We start from the raw sequence: 20,844 nt of genomic DNA, 5'->3' as shown, positions 1-20,844 counted from the left end.
CTGGATTTCCAATTCTGATCCTAAACACGATCGAAGTGCTTAAGGTTGCCGCCGGGAGGCGGTGGTTTTTTCGCGTCCTTCTCCTTTAAAAGTAGACTTTCGGTCAATTCTTTTCTCTCGGAGCCGTGGGTTACTCCGGATGACCAATAATGCGCTAATTTGGCGGCATGGAAAAATTCATGCAGCGTTCCTGGTGGAAGGTCCTCGGAGTTATTCTGGTCCTCTACGGCATTGGTTTTGGCATGCTCGTGCCCCTGAAACCGAACTTCCTGTCGGTTAGCCCGTCGACGGCGAACCTGGGAGAAACCATAGAGCTGGAAGTGCTGGGCTATAACACCAGTTTTTTGGGCGTGCCCGCAGGTGCCGTGCGGGGCTGGTTGAGAGCCGGAGAAGATTTGAGCCTGGAGGCTCGTTCCGTAGAAATCATCGATGACCGTCGGGCCCGCCTGACCTTCGATTTGCCGGCCTTCCTTCCGGATACGGTGAGCTCCCTGGAGCTGCCCCTGATCATGACCTCCCCGGAGGACGGCGCCTTCGTCGATCCCCGGGCCCTGACGGTCCGGCAGCCTACCCCCCCGAATAACCTGAACGACGCCCGGCAGGCCTGGACCGCCACCAGCATGAAGTCCGGCGACCTCCACGCCACTCCGCGGATCACCTATCCGTTCCGCGGACTGCTGATGGAAACCATCCGCAATACCTACTTCCACGTCAGCCTGTGGTTCGCCATGATCATCCTCTTCGTGGTGGCCGTCGTGCAGGCCGTTAAGCACCTTCGACGTCAAACCAGTACCGAAGCCCTTCCCACGGTCGTTACGCTCCGGGAGAAAGCCGACCTGTGGTCCGTAGCCTTCACCAGTGTCGGGATGCTTTTCGGCATCCTCGGCCTTACCACCGGAGCACTCTGGGCCAAGTACACCTGGGGCAGCTACTGGAACTGGGACATCAAGCAATTTACCACCCTCATCGCCCTGCTCATCTACGCGGGCTATTTCGTGCTCCGGGCCAGTTTCCCGGACCCCGAACAGCGTGGCCGGCTCAGTGCGGCCTACAATATCTTTGCCTTCGCCTGTCTGATCCCCCTCATCTACATCCTTCCCCGGCTGTCGGGTAATTCCCTTCACCCCGGCGCCGCCGGCAACCCGGCCTTCGGTGGCGAAGACCTGGACAATACGATGCGGATGGTATTCTATCCCATCATCATCGGCTGGACCCTCTTCGGAACCTGGATGGCCACCCTCAGCTACCGGGCAAGATTACTACGACAGCGCCTGGACCTGAGTGACTAAACAACGCTGGTTCGGGCTCCGGTTCGGCAATTAATATCGTCAACTTCCCGACGGAAGGGGAGCCCCGCCCAGTCCGACGAAACCGCTCATCCTATCTTCGTGGGCCAAGTGCCACTTCATGAAACAGTATTGGTCAATTTTACTCATCCAGTCTTTCCTCGTCTTGACAACTTCGTTTTTGTCGGGGCAGTCCACCGAGCTGATCGTTCGCTGGACGGGGGAGGGGATGGCCAAAAAGGTTGACCTCCCGGAGGCGAGTAAACGGGAATGGCTGGTGAAAAAGCTGTCCGTCGAGCTTCTCCGCTTTCCGGATGAAGTTGCTTTGGAGCGCGGGCTAAGTATCCTTGAGCGACAGCCGGGCGTCCTTGCCTGGGAAAGAAATCGTCCGGTGGATTTCCGCACGGACCCGGACGACCCCCTCTACGCCTCGGAACAGAACAATCTTTTTCGGGCCGGATTTGCCGGAGCCTGGGACCTTACCACCGGCGGGCAAACTACCGACGGGCAACACATCGTCGTGGCCGTGCTGGATGCGGGCTTCGACGTGGAGCACAGCGACCTGCGGGACAACCTCTGGCGAAACCCCGGTGAAATTGCCAACGACGGCGTTGATAATGATGGCAATGGTTTTGTGGACGATCTCCGTGGCTGGAATTTTACCGACGACGCAGCGACCTTCCCGGTCAGCACCCACGGCACCCAGGTCATCGGCCAATTGGGGGCTCGCGGTAATAACGGTCGGGGTGTCAGTGGCACCAACTGGGATTTATCCATGATGCTCTTCAGCATTCAGTCCGTGGGCGACATCATCGCCGCCTACGGCTACGTCCTTGACCAGCGACGGCGCTACAACGAAACGGACGGACGGGAAGGAGCCTTCGTGGTTGCCACCAACGCCAGCTTCGGGGTGGAGGGTGATAGTTGTTCCGATTACCCCGTTTGGGGCAGTCTTTACGACGAGCTCGGCCGGGAGGGCATCCTGACGGCCGCCAGTACGGCCAACCGCCCCTGGGACGTCGACGTGGTTGGCGATATGCCAACCGACTGCCCGTCGGAGTACCTCATTGGCGTGACCAACCTGAGTGTCAACGACCGATTATTTGATTCCTCCGCCTTCGGAGAGGAAAACGTTGATTTGGCCGCCCCGGGAGAAGAAAGTTATTCCACCCTCCCCAACAACCGCTACGGTCCCTTCGGCAGCACCAGCGCTGCGGCGCCCTACGTCACGGGCGCCATCGCTCTGCTTTACGCCACGCCCTGCCCGATGCTGCTGGATATGGCCCGGGAGGATCCCGCCACGGCGGCGCTGCTCGTCCGGGAAGCCATCCTTTCCAGCACCGCGCCTAATCTTTCGCTGACGACAAGAACCGCCACGGGGGGCGTACTCGACGTTGCGGCCGCCCAGGCCAGACTCATCGACTTCTGCAACGAAGACCGGGCGGGTACCTTCGCCATTGACGCCCTCGTGCCGAATCCGGCGGATACGGAAGTGGAAATCCGGACGAATGCCCTCCTTCTTACCCCCACGGCTACGGTCACGGTGTACGACGCGCTTGGCCGTCAGGTGCACCACGAACGTCCCGAAAGACTTGCCGGGGTACCCGTCCGCCTTCGGCTTCCCGTGGCGCAACTTGCGGCGGGTTGGTATTTGGTTTCCGTCCGGGACCGGGAACAGGTCAGTCACCATCCCCTTATCGTTCGCTAAATATTGGATTTTGGTAGTGGTTCGGTTTGGAGACTAACGTCTTTATCCAGGCGAATAAATGGTGTTTTATGCCCTTTATTTTCTTGATGCTCCCCGAAGAAAAATTACGGATTGAGGAGTAATCCTCCCGGCTACCGAACGTCTAAAGCAGTGACGGAAAACGTCAATCGCCTGGAAGGTGGATCAGAGAGTTCCTCCTTTGTGAAGTACTTTACCACCCTCCTGATGCGTTTGCAAGACTTTCCCTGCTGCCCCGACCAAAAATACCCACATGCTTAAGATCGCACTGGCCCAAATTGCCCCCGTTTGGCTGGACCGCCAGGCAACCCTGGATAAGATTATGGACTACGTGAGCCGAGCCGCGAAAGAAGGGGCCGGACTCGTGGTGTTCGGGGAAACCATCCTACCCGGATATCCCTTCTGGCTGGACGGAACGGGGGGAGCCAGATTCAACGATCCGGTGCAGAAGGACATTTTCGCCCATTACGCGCAGGAAGCGGTTGACCTCGAACGCGGAGACCTGGACCCGCTGTGTGCCATTTGCCGGGAACAGCAAATCGCGGCCATCGTCGGGGTACTGGAGCGGCCCCGAGATCGGGGAGGCTTCTCTTGTTACTGTAGCCTGGTTTACGTAGACCAGTCCGGCACGATTGCCAACGTCCACCGCAAGCTGCAACCCACCTACGAAGAACGACTGGTGTGGAGCCCCGGAGATGGTCACGGCCTGCGGGTGCAGGAACTGGCGGGTTTCAAAATTGGCGGACTTAACTGCTGGGAAAACTGGATGCCGCTACCGCGTGCCGCGCTGTACGGGCTCGGGGAAAGTCTCCACGTGGCCATCTGGCCGGGTAACGTCCGCAACACGGAAGTGTTGACCCGATTTCTGGCCCGGGAGGGGAGGAGTTACTGCGTTTCGGTCAGTGGACTGATGAGCAAGGAAGACATTCCCGCAGGGATTCCTCACCGAGAACTGATTGCGGCCAACTTCCCGGACATGCCGGCGGACGGGGGCTCCTGTCTGGCCGCTCCGGACGGAAGCTGGATCATTGAACCCATCGCCGGTAAGGAAAGCCTGGTGTTTGCGGAGCTGGATCCACGGGCCGTAGTCCGGGAGCGGCAAAACTTTGATCCCGCCGGTCACTATTCCCGTCCGGACGTCACCCAACTTACCATCAACCGGGATCGCCAGTCGACGATCCGGATAAAAAATTATTCCGATTAGGCCAAAAAACCCAACCTGGGCTCCCCGGGGCTTGTTTCAAGCATCATCGGAACTAAACCATCTTTCAGAACAACATTAACCAACCACACCCAATGAATAAGCTAGCAATTATTTTTTGTTTGGCCTTCACCGTCGGGCTGAGTTCCTGCGTAAGCAAGAAGCAATACGACAGCGCCCAGGCCGAACTTGCCCGTCAGAAAGAAGAAATTTCCAAGCGTGACATGGAACTTAACCGGTACGCCCAGCGACTCGCGGAATGCGAACGCCGGGAAACGGCGCTCCAGGGTCAGGTACAGAACGCGGAAACTCAGGTGAGGATTCGCGAGGAACAAATTCAGGACCTGAAACTGCAACGGGAGCAACAGGCCACCCAGGTAGGTGATCTGACCGTACTCAGCCAGTCGGCCAGTCAGAACATCGACCGTACCCTGGCCCAGCTGGAAACCAAGGACAAGTACATCCGTCTGCTGCAGGCCGCCAAGTCCAAAGCCGACTCCATCAACCTGGCGCTCGCCGTTAACCTCAAGAACGTGCTGAAGGACGGCATCGAAGACGATGACGTCAATATCCGGGTAGACAAAACGGTGGTGTACATCAACCTGTCCGATAAAATGCTCTACCAGAGTGGCTCCTACAAGATTACCGACCGGGCCAGTGAAGTACTGGCTAAGATCGCCGCCATCGCCAAGAGCCGCCCGAACCTGGAGCTCATGGTGGAAGGCTACACGGACAACGTGAGCATCAACACCAACTGTATCAGCGATAACTGGGACCTCTCCGTCCTTCGCGCCACTTCCGTGGTCCGCTCGCTCCAAAATGATCACGGTATTGATCCCAACCGCCTGGTTGCTGCCGGTCGCGGGGAATTCAACACCCTGGCGACCAATGACACGGCCGAAGGCCGCGCCACCAACCGTCGTACGCGCATCATTCTGCTGCCCAAGCTGAACCAGTTCTACGACCTTCTGAACCCGGACAACATTCCGGAATAGATTAGCGGTATTTACCGCCACCGTAGCCCCATCCGTTACCGACGGGTGGGGCTATTTTTTTGTCTTCTGGATAGGCGAAGGATTTGTTGATCCCCGTCCGTGACGGCGAAATTATCCGCGATGCGGAATCCGATCACCGCGGCAATTTCCCCGTGCTGGGTAGTCAGTACTCGCAGCTCGTTGCGCGCTTGCTGGCTCAGTTTATGGTTGGTGATGAAGTCCTTCAGTGACTGCCGCTGCCCCCGCATGCCAAAGGGTTGGAAGTGATCGCCCGTTTGGCGTGACCGCAGGTGCAAGGGGAAATCTTCGGGAGCCAGGCGCAAATAATGAACGTCATTGGTCTTCTCGAATACCGCTGGCGGAGGAATGACTTCCATCCGCCAGGTATCTTCGCCAAGGGCAAATTCGTAGGGAAGATCCTCCCACTCCAGGTGGAGCTCCGGGGCCGGATCGGGCAGGGGAGTAAGTTCCAGTCTCCCCTCCGCAAAGTATGCCTGGTGGGTGGCACTGACCAGCGTGGTCCGGTTTTCGGCCGCCAGTCCTTTCATCCACTGGGCCCGGTCCAGGCCCGCAAAGTCCAGGAAGTGTTCCAGCAGGTACAGCCGTTCTTCCGGTTTGTCCGGCAGTTGCCCCAGGGTCACCGTCCAGCGGTCGCCGTCGCGGCGGGCGGCCTGCTCCCAGAGTAGTTGCAGTCCCCGTTCCAGCAAACTGAACTGAACCTGAATTTTTTTCAGGGTGCCGGGTAGGCTGCTTTCCAGCCGTGGCATCACCTCCTTCATCACCGGTATCACGTGATGTCGTACCTGGTTGCGTAGGTAGACGTCCTTCTGGTTGGAGGCATCTTCCCGCCAAAGAATCTGGTGCTCCCGGGCATAGGTCGCCAGGTCTTGTCGCGAAACCATGCGCAACGGACGGAGGAGCTTACCGGAAGACACCACCCCGCGGAGGCCGGCGATCCCCGTCCCCCGACCAAGATTGATCAGTAGGGTTTCCAGCCCGTCGTCCAGGTGGTGGGCCGTCAGTAGGTACTGGTAATTATACTCATCCAGTAATTCCTGAAAATAATCATACCGAATTCTACGAGCTGCCATTTGTAGACTTTCTCCCGACCGCTGTAGTGCTTTCGTCGGAAATGCGCGAGTATGGAAACTGACCTTCATCCTCGTGACCATTTCCGCCACGAAGCGTTCGTCACCGTCGGAGGCTTCGCCCCGCAGTTGAAAATTGCAGTGGGCCACGGCAAAATTGTACTGGTGCCGGTGGAGCAGGTGCGCGAGGACCACGCTGTCCATGCCGCCACTGCAGGCGAGCAACAGCGGTTCATCCGGCCCGACGGTCCGCTCCATGGCCGCCAGAAAGGCGGCGGTGACAGCATCGGAACTACTCATTGTGGTACTTTTCACCCCGCAGGATGGTCATGGCCCGGTAGAGTTGTTCGGCGAAAAACAGGCGAATCATCTGGTGGCTGAAGGTCATTTTACTCAGGCTAAGCTTGGCGTTGGCCCGCGCGTAGAGCGCGGGCGAAAAACCGAACGCCCCGCCCACTACGAACACCAGCCGGCGGAAGGGTAGTTGCAGCTGTTTGTCCAGCCACTTCGCAAAGGCTACACTCCCGAAGTATTCTCCACCCTCGTCCAGAAGGATCAGTCGGTCATCTGATTTCAGGCGGGCCATTACCAGTTCGCCCTCCCGCTCCTTGAGCTGTTCCGACGGGAGCTTACCCCCGCCCTTTACGTCGGGGATAATCTCAAAACTGATCGGCAGGTAGTGCTTCAGCCGCTTGGCGTAGATGGCCTCGCCCTGCTGCAGGTAGCGTTCACTGGTTTTGCCGATGTAGTAGACCTGTACCTTCATGGGGTGGTAAAGGTATGGGTTGGGTGGAGAAACTTCCTTGTTGTGGTATGATCATCCCTGGCGTCGCCTTTCCCCGAAAGGCGACCATACTAACTAAGAGCTTGTTTGGACTTTAATAATCGACCTCCATTTGGCCTTTTTTGGCGCTAGCTTCGTTGGGAAAATCCTCATTTAGCGCTGCTATACTCCGGTTTTCCCGCCTTGCTACCACCAAAAAATTCTCAAATTCGGCCAGACGACCAAAATCCAAACAAGCTCTAAGTGATTGCCAGGATCTTGCTATCTGCGGTCAGTCTTAACCAAAAGTGGCCCGCAAACCCGGAACAGATTGGGCTTCCTTTCGGGGAAAGGAAACTCCAGGTGGCCTAAATCGAACACTTTATTATCGGTAACTGATCTCGCCACTACTTTCCCTGGTGGACAGGACCAAACAAATGAAAAAGAAAGGATACCACGGATCTGATGTCGGTGAATTCACTCAGCGGGAAGGACTCCCGTGAGGCTTCCAAAATTGCCTTATTGTAGTCCAGGATGGTTTGCTGGCTTTTCTTCAGCTGTTCCGCGATGCTCAAAGAATTGGGCATGGGAGCAAGATCGAATTTGAATTTCGAGAACTCTTCCCAGTAGGACAGCAGGGTAGTCTGGTGCCTGGTGGCCAGTTGGGGGTAAAACAATCCCATCACACTCTTCCGGGTCAGCGCCCGGATTTCGGCGCCCACCTCATCCTGGGTTTCGTAGTCAAATAATACGAAGGGCTGCATGGGCGTGTACTGATCGAAGCGACTGATCAGGGTGTAGGTGTTCAGGTGGGAGACCATCATCCCGTTGGCGTCAAACTCAAAGGGGTAGGCGCTTTGCTTCACGAGCCAGTATTCCTTCGTGCCGTCGGGAAAGGTGCGTTGCAACGGTAAATTGATGGAATACGAAGCATTGGTCTCCTTGATTTCCTTGGCGTACTTCAGGCTGGCCTGGTAGGCCGCAAACCCAAACTCAGTGTAGATGGAGACGAAATCTGGGTGGATTAGTCCCATCCACCCCTCCCAGTCCAGATGCGAAATGCCCAGTACCTTTTTCAGGTTGCTGCCCACCCGCTTGATCCGGCTCTGGCGAACATCGAAGTACAGGAAAAAGGAATCATGCGTTTGCCGGAACTCAAACTCCGCCAACGTCTTTTTTACTTCATCGGGGCCTGGATAAACGGGGTCCCCGAGGTTAACGGCGTACTGGGCGAGGACTTGATTGGCTTTTTCTAGACTGTTCTTGTGCTGCATATTTCTGAGGATTTTTTAAAATCCGAAGGGGGGGAGAGCAGGAAACGCGATAAAAGGTTGTTGGCGAGGCTATATCATTAGTTTATCGGGGACGAAGAGTGGCTTTACGAGGATGAATGTTTTGGCGCGTTGATAAAATTTGAGGACGTCAAGCATGTGCATCGAAGCGGGTTTTACGGGGGCATACACTAGGGTAGGGTGCCCGATCACCGCCAGTGGACTTAGCTTTACGTGTTGTTGTTCATTTACCTTTAGTTTTCGGTGCAAAACTATCACTTTTTTGCTGAAAGCAGCGTCTCTCACGAAGTCCAGAATAAATACCTGAAACGCTATTGACCAAGTCTCGCTCGTAGTCCACTAATCATCTTTTCATTTTGTCTTCCCCATTGGTTTGATAAAGATGTCTACCGGCATGTCTGCTTAATATTTACCGAATGAGGTGTTTTTGATAGTAGGTAATCGCCATTCCATTCCCCTGCTCTTCCAATAATCCACGGCACCCGCGCGCTTGCGCCCTCGTGCTCTACCGGGGCTCCGTCGCATGCTGTAAGAATCGACGATTCCGACGAGTTACGGAACTCGGGACCGTCGCCCGCTTCTTCCCACTGGCGCTTTCAAACGCACCTGGCTAAACTCTGGACCACCACCCGAGCCCCAATTCACGGCTACCCCCTACCTTCGCTGCCTAAACCTACGCCGGTGTACCACCAATACGACCTTACGACCTCCCAGGAGCTGGTTCCCATCCTGATTGCCTTCCTCGGTGATGCGGGCTTCGACAGCTTTGAAGAAACCGATGCCGGACTTTCCGCCTTCGCCCTCTCCGCCGATCACGAGCGCTGGGTCAGGGTGCTGGAGGGACTGCGGGCAACCTATCCGTTCGACTATCGCTTCGCCGAGCTGCCCGAAAAGAACTGGAACGCAGTGTGGGAGAGCCAGTTTCAGCCCCTGAGCGTGGCCGACCGACTCTTTATCCGGGCGGATTTTCACGATCCCCATCCCGACATTTCTCAAGAGTTGGTGATTACCCCCAAAATGGCCTTCGGCACCGGGCACCACGCCACTACCTACATGATGTGTGAGCTGCTGCTGGAACACCCTCCGGCGGGGGTACGCGTCCTCGACTACGGTTCGGGAACGGGGGTGCTGGCTATCCTGGCGGCCCGTCTCGGTGCCGGACCGGTAGATGCCGTAGACATTGAAGCACCGTCCGCCGAAAACACGGCGGAAAACGCCCGGAGAAACGACGTGACGCTACGGCACATCATCCACGGAACGCTCGATGACGTTCCCGATGGTCCTCCCTATGACCTCATCCTCGCAAACATCAACCGAAATGTAATTTTAGCGACCGCGGATACGTTGTACGAACGCCTGGAACCGGGAGGCAGGGCGTTGTTCAGCGGCATTCTTGCCAAGGATGAATCCTTACTCGTCCATCACCTCACCCAACTCGGTTTTCGGCACCTGGAAACACGCCAGCGGGAAGACTGGCGTGCCTTTGTGTTTACCCGTTTGTAGTATTCAGTGCGCAGGAGCATCCGGCGCTGGGTACCGCAAAAACCCATGAACCAATATGCGTCTGGTCCGTACCCTGTTTTTTCTGATCGTTTTTGGCACCACCCTGCAGGCCCAGTCCCTCGCGGACCTGGAGCCCACCGCCGAGATGGCCTCCATCATGGAGGCGCTGGAGGAAACGATGACTGCCTCCAATAACAAGACCGCCAAGGAGGCCTTCGTCAACTTTAACGGACTCTTCTACGGCGGGGCCTTCACCGAAGAACAACAGCAGGTCATCGGGCAAACGGTGATCTCACTGGCCAAGAAACGCATCAGTCCCAGCAGCGGCTTCGTCGCTTACCTTGGAGCGCTGGCGGGAATGACGTCTACGGACGGTACCGAAGGAAAGCGTTTTCAGGAATTCCACGACGGCTTCGCGCAGCTGATGGCTACGCCAAAAGTGCGGGTCAATACCATCGTTAGTACGCTCTCCGCCGTGAATACCTTCCTGAACACGAACCGCCTCGACGCTGGCGGCAGCGGCAGCGGCTGGCTGGTCAAGGGCGGCAAACCCGGCTTCCGCTTCGAAGACGGTCTGCGCATGACGGTAGACAGTATCGAGACCCTGGTGGGTATGGGTAAGGACGACTCCATCCGCATTACCGAAACCCGCCTGGACGTTGACCTGGCCGAAGGCATGGCCTATGGCCGGGGTGGAAGAACCGACTGGCAGAAGCAGGGGCTCCCCGAAGAAGTATTCGCTATCCTGGTTTCCTATCACCTCGACGTTCGCCGGACCCTGTACACGGCCGACTCCGCGCATCTGCAGTATCCCGAATACTTTGGCGACGAAATTCTTGTGGGCAGCTTTACCGATAAGGTGCAGCCGGGGGGCGCCCGCTCGGGCGCCGAATACCCCCAGTTTCTCTCCGACGACGGATACGTGGAGATCAAGAACGTAGGGGAGGGAATCGATCTGGCCGGAAACTTTGAACTCCGGGGAAGCACCGTGTACGCCATCGGGGACGACGAGCGCAAGGCCAAAGTAACCCTGCGCATTCAGGACCAGATCCACGGGCAGACCGTACGGGGCATGGCCAAGCGATTCACCGTCCGCCAAGGAGAAAGAATCGGCGGGCAGGGTGTAGAAACGACCATATACGTTGGTAAGGACAGCATCTATCACCCCAGCGTGACGATGAAGGTGGACATTCCGGAGGGCGTCGTCAGCCTGACGCGGACCGAGTCAAGCGCCGACCAGAGTCCCTTCTACCACAGCCAGAACAACCTCAACCTCTACGCGGACCACCTGGATATTTACCTCCAGGCTGACAGCGCCGTGGTGGGTAAAAAAACGGTGTCCTTCCAGGAAAAAAGCGACGTGGTTTTTGAGAGTAAGGACTACTTCAGTACTTCGGAATACTTACGGATTCGGGACATCGCACGCTCCAACCCACTCGACCTCATTTACGCCTTCCGGAACGGTCCGGAGGGAGGTAATGACATCATTGACGCCGATCGTTTGGCGCAGGTCTTTAACCGGAGCTTCCGGGCCGAGGACATTGCGCCCCTGCTCTTCGACCTGCAGACCAAAGGGTTCCTGCTCTACAACGTGGACGAGCAGCTGGTCGAATTACTCCCCAAGGTGGGCCACTACGTGGAATCAAGCCGGGAGGAAAAGGACTATGACCGCCTGCGGCTGATCAGCCGCACCAAGGACATCAACGCCTACTTCGACCTGAAGAACGGCCAGGTAGTCATTGAAAATGTGCTACCCATTGAGTTCAATCGCCGAAAGCAGATTGCCATTAAGCCCCTCGGGAGTCAGGTGATTCTGAGTGGTGACCGGGATTTTGACTTCTCGGGACAGCTTTTTGCCGGCGGAATGGTCTTTGAGGGCAAGAACTTTCAGTTCAAGTATGCTCCCTACTACGTGAAGATGGATTCGGTTCGGTATTTCGATCTCTTCCTGCCCGAGGGCGACGTGATTGGAGAGGGGATGACTCGGGTAAGTACCGGAAGCCGCATTGAGCATCTGAACGGGTACCTGCTCATCGATGCCCCCAAAAACAAGAGTGGCACGGAAGACATCCCGTACTTTCCCTCCCTGCAAACGAAGGGTACTTCCTACATCTTTTACGACCAGGCGGACACCAATTCCATCTACGCCCGCGACAGTTTTTACTTTGAGCTGGCTCCCTTCAGTCTCAACGGTCTGGACAGTCTGACGGCCCCGGAAGTTGAACTGGGCGGAAAACTGGTAAGCGGGGGCATTTTTCCCGACATGGAAGAAGTGCTCAGCATCCAGGAGGACGGCAGCTTAGGCTTCATTACCGAGACCGACGAGAACGGTCAGGACACTTACGGTGACCGGGGTAACTACCGGGGTGAAGTGATCCTCAGCAACCGGGGTCTGGAGGGCAAGGGCAGACTCAGCTACCTGGAAGCCGAGATTGAAAGTGAGGACCTCAAATTCACTCCCGAGCAGACGACCGCCAGTGCCCGCCAATTTGATCTGGAAGAAACCAATACCGCCGAACGGGAAGTACCCCAGGTAAGGGGTAGGGAGGTGAACATCACATTCAAGCCCTACGGAGACTCGCTGCTGGTACAGTCGGTGGGTGAAGAAGCCTTCGACCTGTTTCAGCAGGGAGAACACACCTTCAACGGGGAACTCGTTCTTACGCCGGAAGCCCTGAAGGGCAACGGTAAACTGGGCTGGTCGGCAGCGGACATGTCGAGCAAGGACATGGACTTTGGTGTCTACAGCGCCATGGCCGATACCGCTGACGTCAACATCAAGAGCCTGGAGGCGGACGACCGCCTGGCGCTCTCCACCACGAACGTACGCGCCGACATCGACTTCGAAAAACAGCTCGCCTCCTTCCAGAACAATTCTACGGACCTGGCGACCATCATGCCCTACAACCAGTTCAAGACGAGCATTAACCGCTTCGACTGGGACATGGCCGGGGGCAACATCACCTTCCAGGCCGAAATCGGCAAGGACCGGTTCACCAGTATCCACCCGGACCAGGACTCCCTGACCTTTACCGGCACGGCGGCCACCTACGACATCAATACGAGCATGCTCAATGTGGAGGGCGTACCCTTCGTGAAGAGTGCCGACGCGATGATTTACCCCGGCGACGAAAAAATCCGGGTAGAGCCGGGCGCCCAAATCACGGAGCTGACCGACGCCCGCATCGTAGCGGATACCGTCAACCAGTACCACGTCATCAACCGGGCCACCGTCCGGATCAAGGGCCGTAAAGAGTACAATGCCTCCGGCTTTTACGAGTACAACGTTGGTCCCCACACCCAGGAATTTGAGCTGCAGAACATCGTGGGTGCCCGCATTGGCAAGGGCAAGCGCAACGAGAAGGCAACCGCCACGCGGGCCGAGGGTGAAATTGCCGAGGGTAGCACCTTTTACGTGGACGATAAAACCAAGTTCTACGGGGAAATCAACCTTGACTCGGGTAGCGAATCCCTCTTCTTCGATGGCTACGCGAAGATTGAAGCCGAAAGCCTGCCGGGTGCACAGTGGTTTACCGTCCGCTCCGAGGGGGATAAGAAGAACCTTACGCTGGACATCAGTTCCCCCAAAGACCGGGACGGTCTGCCCCTGTTTACGGGCTTTTACCTAAGTAAGCCCTACCGGCAGATTTACCCCAGCATGGTCCAGACCAAGGATCAGCGGAAGGACCACGCCATCCTAGACGCCAATGGCGTTTTCACCTACAATCAGGCCCAGGATAAATTTTACTTCGGCGATAGCGCCCGGGTGAAGAACCCCGCCCTCGTGGGAGGTAACCTGATGGTGCTGGACAATGCCGCCAAAAAGGTCTCCGGCAACGGTATGCTCGGGATTGGTGGTCGCCTGAAGTACGTATCCATGACGTCCTACGGTGACGTAGAGATGGACATGCCCACCGAAAGCCGCCGAGAGCCGGAACCCGAGCCGGTTGCGGCACCCGAAGCCAAAAAGGAAGAAGAGGAAGCACCGAGTATGTTCCTGCTGGAAGAGGAAGTAAAGCCCCAGCCCGATACGACGGCGGCCACCGCGGAAGAAGGGGTTAAGCTGACCATCGACGGACCGGTTGGCGCTGCTTACCCGGAAGTATTGGTCAAAGCCATGACGGCGATCGATCTCATCATCCCCGATAAGCTGATCAACCTCATGGTCACCGACATCAAGTCCGCTTCCTTCGCGTCTCCGGGGCTGAACCTGGTTACCGACGGTGACTTTTACCGCGCGGGCCTACAGTCACTCTTCCCGGCCTCCCGGGAGCGGGACGCGGCCATCGCCGGTCTTTCTGCCGGAACCATCGACGTTCCCAAGCAGATTAACCGCCATACCTTCCTGCTCAGCCAGTTGAAGTTGAAGTGGTCCAGCGATTACCAGTCCTTCGTCTCTACCGACAAGCTCACCGGAGTGGCCAGCATCAAGAGTAATCCGATCAATAAAATGCTGGAAGTTCACGTGGAGGTGAAAATGACCACCGGCGGTGAGGATCGGGTGTACATTTACGTTAAATCCCCCAGTGAGTTGTACTACTTTTACGGTTTCCGGGACGGCATCCTCAACGTGGTTTCCAACAATACCCAGTTCATGAGCGAGCTGGACAACATGAAGGCCAATGAACTGGTCCTCAAAATGGACGATGGGGAGACCTACGAAATTCTGCCGGTCAGTCCCGGAACGGCCCAGACCTTTTTGCGTCGGGTGCAGAACGCCTTCGGCAAGAAGTAGGCAGAACGACGTGTACAGCGTTTTTGGGGCAGGCTGCGTTTAGTGGAAAGTACAACTGGGTGCAAGAGGCAAGGGCATTTGGGCGCAAGCGCAGGTGCCGTGGTCTTGCGTTTGGCCAAAGAACTGAGACACCTAACTATGCGATTACGCTGCTGTTTATTACTGATTGCCTGCGGTTGGATTGCGGGATGCGAAAAAAATGATCTGGTGTGGGAACCTCCTCCACTGGCGTGTAATCCAATTCAGATATTCCGGGAGGAGCAGGTAAGTTCCTTTACTTCTGATGAACTGTCCATCCTGTCTCTTTCGGCCGGTGATGAGTGCCTTACGGTATCTTTTCGGGCAGCCAGGTGTGAAGAATCAAACTGGGAGCTATCGTTGGCCGCTTCCAGTTTAGTGTTGGGAACCGATCCTCCGGAGCGATCCATTCGCTTCCTGCTCAACAATGCGGAAGGTTGCCCCACCGTGGAACAGGGGGTGGCGGAATTCGACGTCACTTCCCTGCGGCTGGCGGGAGAGTCTACCGTCATCCTCAACGTAGTGGGAACGGATTTATCGGTGGCGTATAATTTTTAGCCGTCACCGGCACGGTGCTTCCGTAATTCACCAACGTTTTCCTGGAATGCAACGTCTATCTGGACAATGCGCTCCTGGCGCAACGTAATAATCCCATAAACCTACCTATCCATGAAACTTATCACGCTAATCGGAGGGCTTGCCCTTTTGCTGGCCGCCGGCTGCTGCCGGCCACCGGATGATGACGAACCCAGCAACGGCCTCTGCCCGCAGGCGGCCTTTATCGACGATGACCTGTTCGACAACGGCCAGAGTGCCAACTTCCAACCTACCGAAATGACCGTCGACGGGGACTGCCTCTTCCTGACTTTCGGGGCCTCGGGCTGTAGCGGAGACTCCTGGACCTTTGAACTCGTGGGGGGCAGCGCCATTGCCGAGTCCCTGCCGCCGCAGCGGGGCATTCGCTTCCTGCTGGACAACGACGAAGCGTGCCTGGCCTTCTTCACCCGCACCGTTCAATTTGACATCGTGGACCTTCGGGCTGCGGGGGAAGAATCCGTGACCTTAAATCTGATGGGAAGCGACCTGTCGGTGCTTTACGACTACTAGAAATAGCCTTACCCCATCTTACTGCGCTTCACCAGGTATTGCTGCAGGATCGGGCGGAAGCCGGCCTTGATGTCGGCTTCGATGTAATCGATCTTATACTGGAGGCACTTTAACCGCAGCCGCTCTTTGTAGGCCTGCACTTGTTCGACGTAGTATTCTTTTACCTGTTTGGGCTGCAGTTTCACCCGATCTCCGGACTCGAGGTCAATGAATTCGTAGGGACGGTTCTCGAATTCAAAGTCGATTTCTTTGGCCTTGTCCACGGTATGGAAAAGGATCACCTCGTGCTTGGCGTGCTTCAGGTGCTGGAGCGCACTGAAGAGTTCTTCTTCTTTCTGGGTATCATCAAACATATCACTGAAGATGACGACCAGTGACCGACGATGGATACTTTCGGCGATCTGATGCAGGGCGTCGGCGGCACCGGTCTTCCGGTCCCGGGTGGGGTTTTCCACCAGTTGTTGCAGGTAGGTCAGCATCAGCCGGTAGTGGGTGGTGCTGGATTTTGGTCGGGTGTGTAAGCCTACATTTTCGTCAAAAAAGCTCAGGCCGAAAGCGTCCCGTTGTTTCTGCAGAAGGTTCATCAGACTGGCAGCCGCCAGGGCGGAGAAACGGGCCTTATTGACGTACTCCTCGGAGGTTTTGGTCACTTCGGGGAAGAACATGGAGGAACTGGTATCCACCACAATCTGACACCGCAGGTTGGTTTCTTCCTCGTACCGTTTGGTGTACATCTTATTGGTGCGGGCAAAGACCTTCCAGTCAATGTTCCTGGTGGGTTCCCCCTGGTTGTAGATTCGATGCTCGGCAAATTCAACGGAAAAGCCGTGAAATGGACTTTTGTGCAAACCGATGATGAAGCCCTCGACGACCTGGCGGGCGAGGAGTTCAAAGTTGCCAAGGTTACGGACTTGTTCGTTGTCAATGAGTTGCATACATGCTATTTGGGGTCAGCCTAACCAACCATCGGTTGTTGCTGGTTGTTCGTCGAGTATAACGATCGCTAAAGTACGCATCGTACTAACTTCCCACCTATGATAGGAAAAGTCAAACAGTGGTTAGGTATTGAGGGAGTCAAACTGGAACTCATCCTACCTACCGGATTTAAACCGACCCAGGGTACTTTGCCGGGCAAAGTACGCCTCGTAAGCAAAAGTGAACAAACCGTAACGGCCATCAAACTCGTCATCGTTGAAAAGTACAGTCGAGGCCGGGAAGAGGAACAGCTAGTGGACGAATATGAATTGGGCCGACAGATCATCTCCGAGGAAATTACCGTTCCTGCCGAGGGTGTCCCCGTAGAAGTGCCGTTTCTGATCGAGTTCAGCCCCGTCCAGTCTCCCGTAGACGAATTCGGGAACAAGAATTTTCTCTTTGGCGGCCTCGCCTGGGCCGCCCGGAAGCTGCGCAACGCCCGGTCGGAATACCGGGTGGAGGCCGAAGCCCAGGTGAAGGGAGTAGGCCTGAACCCCTTTGACAAGAAGGTCCTGGAATAGACCGTTAACGCGCCCCTTCAGGATGGTCAAACTTCTGTTAAAGCCGCGGGAAGCATTGTAAAAATGCCCGGGAAGGGGGATTTTAGAAACTGAATTACTAAAGCCCCCAGCATGAAAACAAGCCCTTACCTGTTCCTTTTTTCCCTATTGATTTTATTCACTTCCTGTACCCCCTTGCGCGTAGTGCGCCTGGAACCCGAGCAGGAGCCCGACCGGATGCGCTACGGAGCGGCCATTCTCCGGGAGGCTAACCAGCAGGTCTCCGTCGAGGTGAGCTATTACGACGCCACCCAGGACTATCTCGTTTTTGATCTCGAGGTGGAGAACGTAGGGGATTCACCCTTTGATTTTGATCCCTCCAGTTGTTTGTTGGTGGGAGATGCCGGGCCCGTGGCCCGGGCCATCAACCCCGAAGTGCAGCTGCTAAGCATGGACGTGGAAACGGTCCGGAAAATGAAATCCAACCGCGCCTGGGCGTGGGTGGGGACGGGCCTCCTGGTGGCCGGTACGGTGGCCGCCATTACCAGTGAGGTAGACGCTCCGATCACCAACGACGTGGCCACTGATGCCGTAGTCTCTTCCCTGGCCTATAACGTCGCGGACGCCATCACCTTTTCCGTCGTCAGCGCCGAAATTCAGAACAACCAGCGGAACTACGTTCCCGACGGCCAGGAAATCCCCGGGCCGGACAACCGCTACTTCTGGCTCGACTACAGCCTACGTACCACGACGGTCCGCCCCGGAGAAGTCGCCGTAGGAAAAGTTGTCTTCCCCCGAAACGACGAGGCTTCCAGCTTTACCTTTCAGGTTAGTGCTGCGGGCAAAGACTTCTCCTTTCCCTTCCTGCAGAAAGTTTTTAAACCCTAACTGGCCAGCAGCATCATGTTGAAGTCGAATTTGGCCTTTTGATTTTCGTATTCGCCTTCTTTTTCCTCGACTTTCTTTTTGGCTTTGTCGAGCTTTCCACTTTCTTCCTTATTGAGGGACTCAATGTCTTTCTCAATCACCGCCAAACGGCCGCGCAGCGTGTTCTGATCGGAAGTATCTTCTTCCCCGAGAATTTTATCGGCTTCCGCGTTGGGATTTGCGCCCTCAGCGTATCCGGGTAGCTTAATGGCTAAATCGGTCAGTTGTCCCAGGGTTAAGGTGGTTTCACTAAGCGCATTAAGGGCACCCACAAATTGTTCCAAAACGGCTGCCGCAGGTTCGGCCAGGGCTTCCAGTTTTTCTCTTACCGGTAAGAGGGTAGCAACGTAACTTTCGTCAAACTCCCCTTCCGCCTTTCTGATCAGTTCATTAAGGCTGACCTCCATTTGTTTTAGGTAGTTGATGAGCTTTATGCTCGTATTCACCTGCCCCAGGAATTGATTGGATTGGCAGTTATCTCCCTCGCAAATCGTCCCCTTTATTTTGGTCAACTCTTCCGCAAAAGACTTTACGGCACCGTACAGTTTACCGTACAGGTTCTTTGTTTGCTCTAAACTTTCCCTGTATCCAGTATAGGTTCCCTTTTTGGCGGTCAGCAATTTAATTTCTGCTTCGACTTTCTCAACTGCCTTTACGGCATTATCCCATTCGTCTTTTGCTTTATTTAAGTTCGTTTTATCCTTCGTCAGTTCAACGGGCACGGCGTCCTGGTCTCCTCCGGCCTTCTTGGCCTCCACGGAGATGCGCAGAATACTAGCACCTGCTTGGTTGGCTAAGTAAGCCTGCTTAAGGTTATTTTTCTGGGTGGCAGCGGCCAACAGGGGCTGTTGAGCAAACAACGACGCCCGAAGTTCCTTCAGTTTATCGAGAATCGTTTGCTGACCAGTCGCATTTCCCGTCCGTTTTTCTTCGATATGGGCCTGAAAATCCTTTGACAGTTGGAGAATTTCCGCAAAATCTTCAGCAATATTTTCCGCATCAAATCCACCGTGCAATTGTTGGGCCGTCGCTTTCATGGAATCGTTTAGCGTCTCCAATTGCTCTTCCAACAGGTCTACCTGGGCAAGCATGTTTAGATTTGAACCCTTCTTCCTGACGTAAAGGGAGGCCTCGATCAAATCAGTGAGTTCATCATTTGCTACCTCTCCTTCACTGTTGTTGGAGGGGATTCCGGCTCCCTCCCGGACCACGAGCAGCGTATTCTTAAGCTCTTCTATCCCGTCAATCAGGGTAGCCGTAGATTTGAGCGAGGTGATCAACAGCGGACTGAGCGCGGTGGCCTTTTCCTTATAGCTAGCCACGTAAGTTCCGGTATCCTCCAGGGCCTTATTGAAAACGGAGAAAGTGGGTAACGTCAATTTGGTATCCAGGTAGGGGGAGGTGTTCTTTCTATCGGCTAACCCCGAATAAAAAGTTACCAAACGGTCGACCACCTTAAGGTGGTTCTTCTGCTCCGCAATCTGATCGACAATCTTTTTCTTTTCTTCCGTGATTTCTTCGGGCTTACCAGATTCCATGGCGGCCTGAGCATCGGCCAGGCCCTGTAATTTACCCTTGAGGGCCTCGGCGATTTTACCGGGCGGCGTACAAACCGCGGCTTTCGGTGGATCGGGAAAGACTTCCTTAAATTTATCTTTGGGAGCGGGGGTGGTTTCTTCAGTTGGTGCTGCTGCTTTTCTGGTGGCCATGAATGATCTGGGTGGTAAGTGAAGAATGGGTTTAGATAATCCAGGGACTTGCCTGCAAGGAAATCATTCGGCAAAATGACGTTGTTACCCGGTCACTCAATTACTTCAATAATCGGGTGCCTGGGAGAATAATGGGAAATGTCCGCAGAGTAGCCTCTAGATCAGTACTAAAGGTAATGGCCCGATTAAACGCAGAGCAATAAGTAAAACTACCTGAATCCGTAGGGTTTATACCTAAAAAGACTTCTTATAAATCCTCCGGCACTATTGTCTGTACTCAGTTCACCACCTTAATCCCGATATTCGTTGGGGAGGAATCCATCCTAATATTCCTGAGGTGAGTCCAGAAGAACCAGACATGAAATCTCAAACTTCGTCAGCTGAACTGTCGGACTTACTGGCCGGATTGAAGCCCCGCCTGCAGGAGGGCCGTTGGGTTTTCGCCACTTTTGACAACCGTGCGGAACTCCCCCTAAAGGAGGCCGTTGCGATGATTCGGGAAGCGGAAGGGGTGAGCCTGATCTTACCATTATCCTTTGCGTTGAAGAACAACTTGTCGGCGACCCCCGTATTCTCCTGGATTACCCTGGAGGTTCATTCCGCGTTGGATTCCGTCGGACTGACGGCGGCCTTTTCCCGGGTTCTTGCCGGCGAGAGGATTAGCTGCAACGTAGTGGCAGGGCACCACCACGATCATATTTTTGTGCCGGAAGAAGACGGCCGGAATGCTCTTGAAGCGCTGCGAAAACTTGAAAAGACCGGTCCGCTGGAAAATATATAGGCTGATCCAGGGTCTCGGCTTGATCCAATTGGTTTGGCACCTGCGCGCCGTCGCATTCTATAAAGAATCGACGATCCCGATGAGCAACCCGAACTCGGGGCCATCGGCAAAAAAGGATCCGCAATGCAAGCCATGCGATAGCACCGGAATTTTTGGTCATTTCGGATAGAAAATAATTCCGTCCGCAACTTATGGTCGGGCTTGGAGTATTTACCCCTCCGTGGCAGTCAGGGAGGAA

16 protein-coding genes are annotated in these 20,844 nt (G+C 55.5%); 11 read left to right on the top strand and 5 right to left on the bottom strand.

Annotated features, from left to right (window positions below; all coding sequences use genetic code 11):
* The first annotated feature begins 167 nt into the window (after positions 1 to 167).
* The 4 genes from E1J53_RS05805 (at position 168) to E1J53_RS05790 (ending at position 5,208) form a co-directional block, all read left to right on the top strand.
* Positions 168 to 1,289, top strand: a complete 1,122-nt coding sequence (locus E1J53_RS05805; protein ID WP_173021380.1) for a cytochrome c biogenesis protein — start codon at positions 168 to 170, stop codon at positions 1,287 to 1,289.
* Between the two features lie 118 nt (positions 1,290 to 1,407).
* Complete coding sequence (locus tag E1J53_RS05800) at positions 1,408 to 2,994, top strand: S8 family peptidase (RefSeq protein ID WP_134272001.1); 1,587 nt, start codon at positions 1,408 to 1,410, stop codon at positions 2,992 to 2,994.
* Between the two features lie 271 nt (positions 2,995 to 3,265).
* Positions 3,266 to 4,216, top strand: a complete 951-nt coding sequence (locus tag E1J53_RS05795; protein WP_134272000.1) for a carbon-nitrogen hydrolase family protein — start codon at positions 3,266 to 3,268, stop codon at positions 4,214 to 4,216.
* A 92-nt stretch (positions 4,217 to 4,308) separates the two neighbouring features.
* Positions 4,309 to 5,208, top strand: coding sequence for an OmpA family protein (locus E1J53_RS05790; RefSeq protein ID WP_134271999.1), 900 nt, complete (start codon positions 4,309 to 4,311; stop codon positions 5,206 to 5,208).
* 35 nt (positions 5,209 to 5,243) lie between these two features.
* On the opposite strand, the gene tilS is transcribed toward E1J53_RS05790, so the two are convergent.
* The 3 genes from tilS to E1J53_RS05775 all read right to left on the bottom strand — a co-directional run bounded on the left by tilS (position 5,244) and on the right by E1J53_RS05775 (position 8,333).
* Positions 5,244 to 6,596, bottom strand: a complete 1,353-nt coding sequence (gene tilS / locus E1J53_RS05785) for a tRNA lysidine(34) synthetase TilS (protein ID WP_134271998.1) — start codon at positions 6,594 to 6,596, stop codon at positions 5,244 to 5,246.
* Positions 6,589 to 7,062: a 23S rRNA (pseudouridine(1915)-N(3))-methyltransferase RlmH gene (gene rlmH / locus E1J53_RS05780; protein ID WP_134271997.1), complete on the bottom strand. Its 474-nt coding sequence runs from the start codon at positions 7,060 to 7,062 to the stop codon at positions 6,589 to 6,591. The genes tilS and rlmH overlap by 8 nt, the downstream gene beginning before the upstream one ends.
* Before the next feature lie 404 nt (positions 7,063 to 7,466).
* Positions 7,467 to 8,333: a hypothetical protein gene (locus E1J53_RS05775; protein WP_134271996.1), complete on the bottom strand. Its 867-nt coding sequence runs from the start codon at positions 8,331 to 8,333 to the stop codon at positions 7,467 to 7,469.
* 699 nt (positions 8,334 to 9,032) lie between these two features.
* Between E1J53_RS05775 and prmA the strand changes: the two genes are divergently transcribed.
* From prmA to E1J53_RS05755, 4 genes are all read left to right on the top strand, one after another.
* A complete protein-coding gene (gene prmA / locus E1J53_RS05770) occupies positions 9,033 to 9,854 on the top strand; it encodes a 50S ribosomal protein L11 methyltransferase (RefSeq protein WP_173021379.1) in 822 nt (273 codons plus the stop codon).
* A 55-nt stretch (positions 9,855 to 9,909) separates the two neighbouring features.
* On the top strand, positions 9,910 to 14,589 hold the full coding sequence (locus E1J53_RS05765; RefSeq protein ID WP_134271994.1) for a hypothetical protein: 4,680 nt from the start codon (positions 9,910 to 9,912) through the stop codon (positions 14,587 to 14,589).
* 138 nt (positions 14,590 to 14,727) lie between these two features.
* Positions 14,728 to 15,165, top strand: a complete 438-nt coding sequence (locus tag E1J53_RS05760) for a hypothetical protein (protein WP_134271993.1) — start codon at positions 14,728 to 14,730, stop codon at positions 15,163 to 15,165.
* 111 nt (positions 15,166 to 15,276) lie between these two features.
* Complete coding sequence (locus tag E1J53_RS05755) at positions 15,277 to 15,714, top strand: hypothetical protein (RefSeq protein ID WP_134271992.1); 438 nt, start codon at positions 15,277 to 15,279, stop codon at positions 15,712 to 15,714.
* An 8-nt stretch (positions 15,715 to 15,722) separates the two neighbouring features.
* Here the strand turns inward: E1J53_RS05755 and E1J53_RS05750 are convergent, their stop codons facing one another.
* Positions 15,723 to 16,649, bottom strand: a complete 927-nt coding sequence (locus E1J53_RS05750) for a DUF58 domain-containing protein (RefSeq protein ID WP_134271991.1) — start codon at positions 16,647 to 16,649, stop codon at positions 15,723 to 15,725.
* A gap of 99 nt (positions 16,650 to 16,748) precedes the next feature.
* On the opposite strand from E1J53_RS05750, the gene E1J53_RS05745 reads away from it, so the two are divergent.
* Both E1J53_RS05745 and E1J53_RS05740 read left to right on the top strand, forming a co-directional pair.
* The gene (locus E1J53_RS05745) at positions 16,749 to 17,210 is read left to right on the top strand and encodes a sporulation protein (RefSeq protein WP_134271990.1); all 462 of its coding nucleotides are present in this window, start codon (positions 16,749 to 16,751) and stop codon (positions 17,208 to 17,210) included.
* Positions 17,211 to 17,321: 111 nt separating this feature from the next.
* A complete protein-coding gene (locus tag E1J53_RS05740; protein ID WP_134271989.1) occupies positions 17,322 to 18,077 on the top strand; it encodes a hypothetical protein in 756 nt (251 codons plus the stop codon).
* On the opposite strand, the gene E1J53_RS05735 is transcribed toward E1J53_RS05740, so the two are convergent.
* On the bottom strand, positions 18,074 to 19,825 hold the full coding sequence (locus tag E1J53_RS05735; RefSeq protein ID WP_134271988.1) for a hypothetical protein: 1,752 nt from the start codon (positions 19,823 to 19,825) through the stop codon (positions 18,074 to 18,076). The two genes, E1J53_RS05740 and E1J53_RS05735, sit on opposite strands and share 4 nt — an antisense overlap.
* 358 nt (positions 19,826 to 20,183) lie before the next feature.
* Between E1J53_RS05735 and E1J53_RS05730 the strand changes: the two genes are divergently transcribed.
* Positions 20,184 to 20,606 (top strand): ACT domain-containing protein, encoded by a 423-nt coding sequence (locus E1J53_RS05730; protein ID WP_134271987.1) that lies wholly within the window; start codon positions 20,184 to 20,186, stop codon positions 20,604 to 20,606.
* Positions 20,607 to 20,844: the final 238 nt, after the last annotated feature.

It is taken from the genome of Lewinella sp. W8, assembly GCF_004375085.3.
Lineage (GTDB): Bacteria > Bacteroidota > Bacteroidia > Chitinophagales > Saprospiraceae > Neolewinella.
Note: the sequence above shows the minus strand (reverse complement) of the source record. Positions and strands in the feature narration are given on the sequence as shown.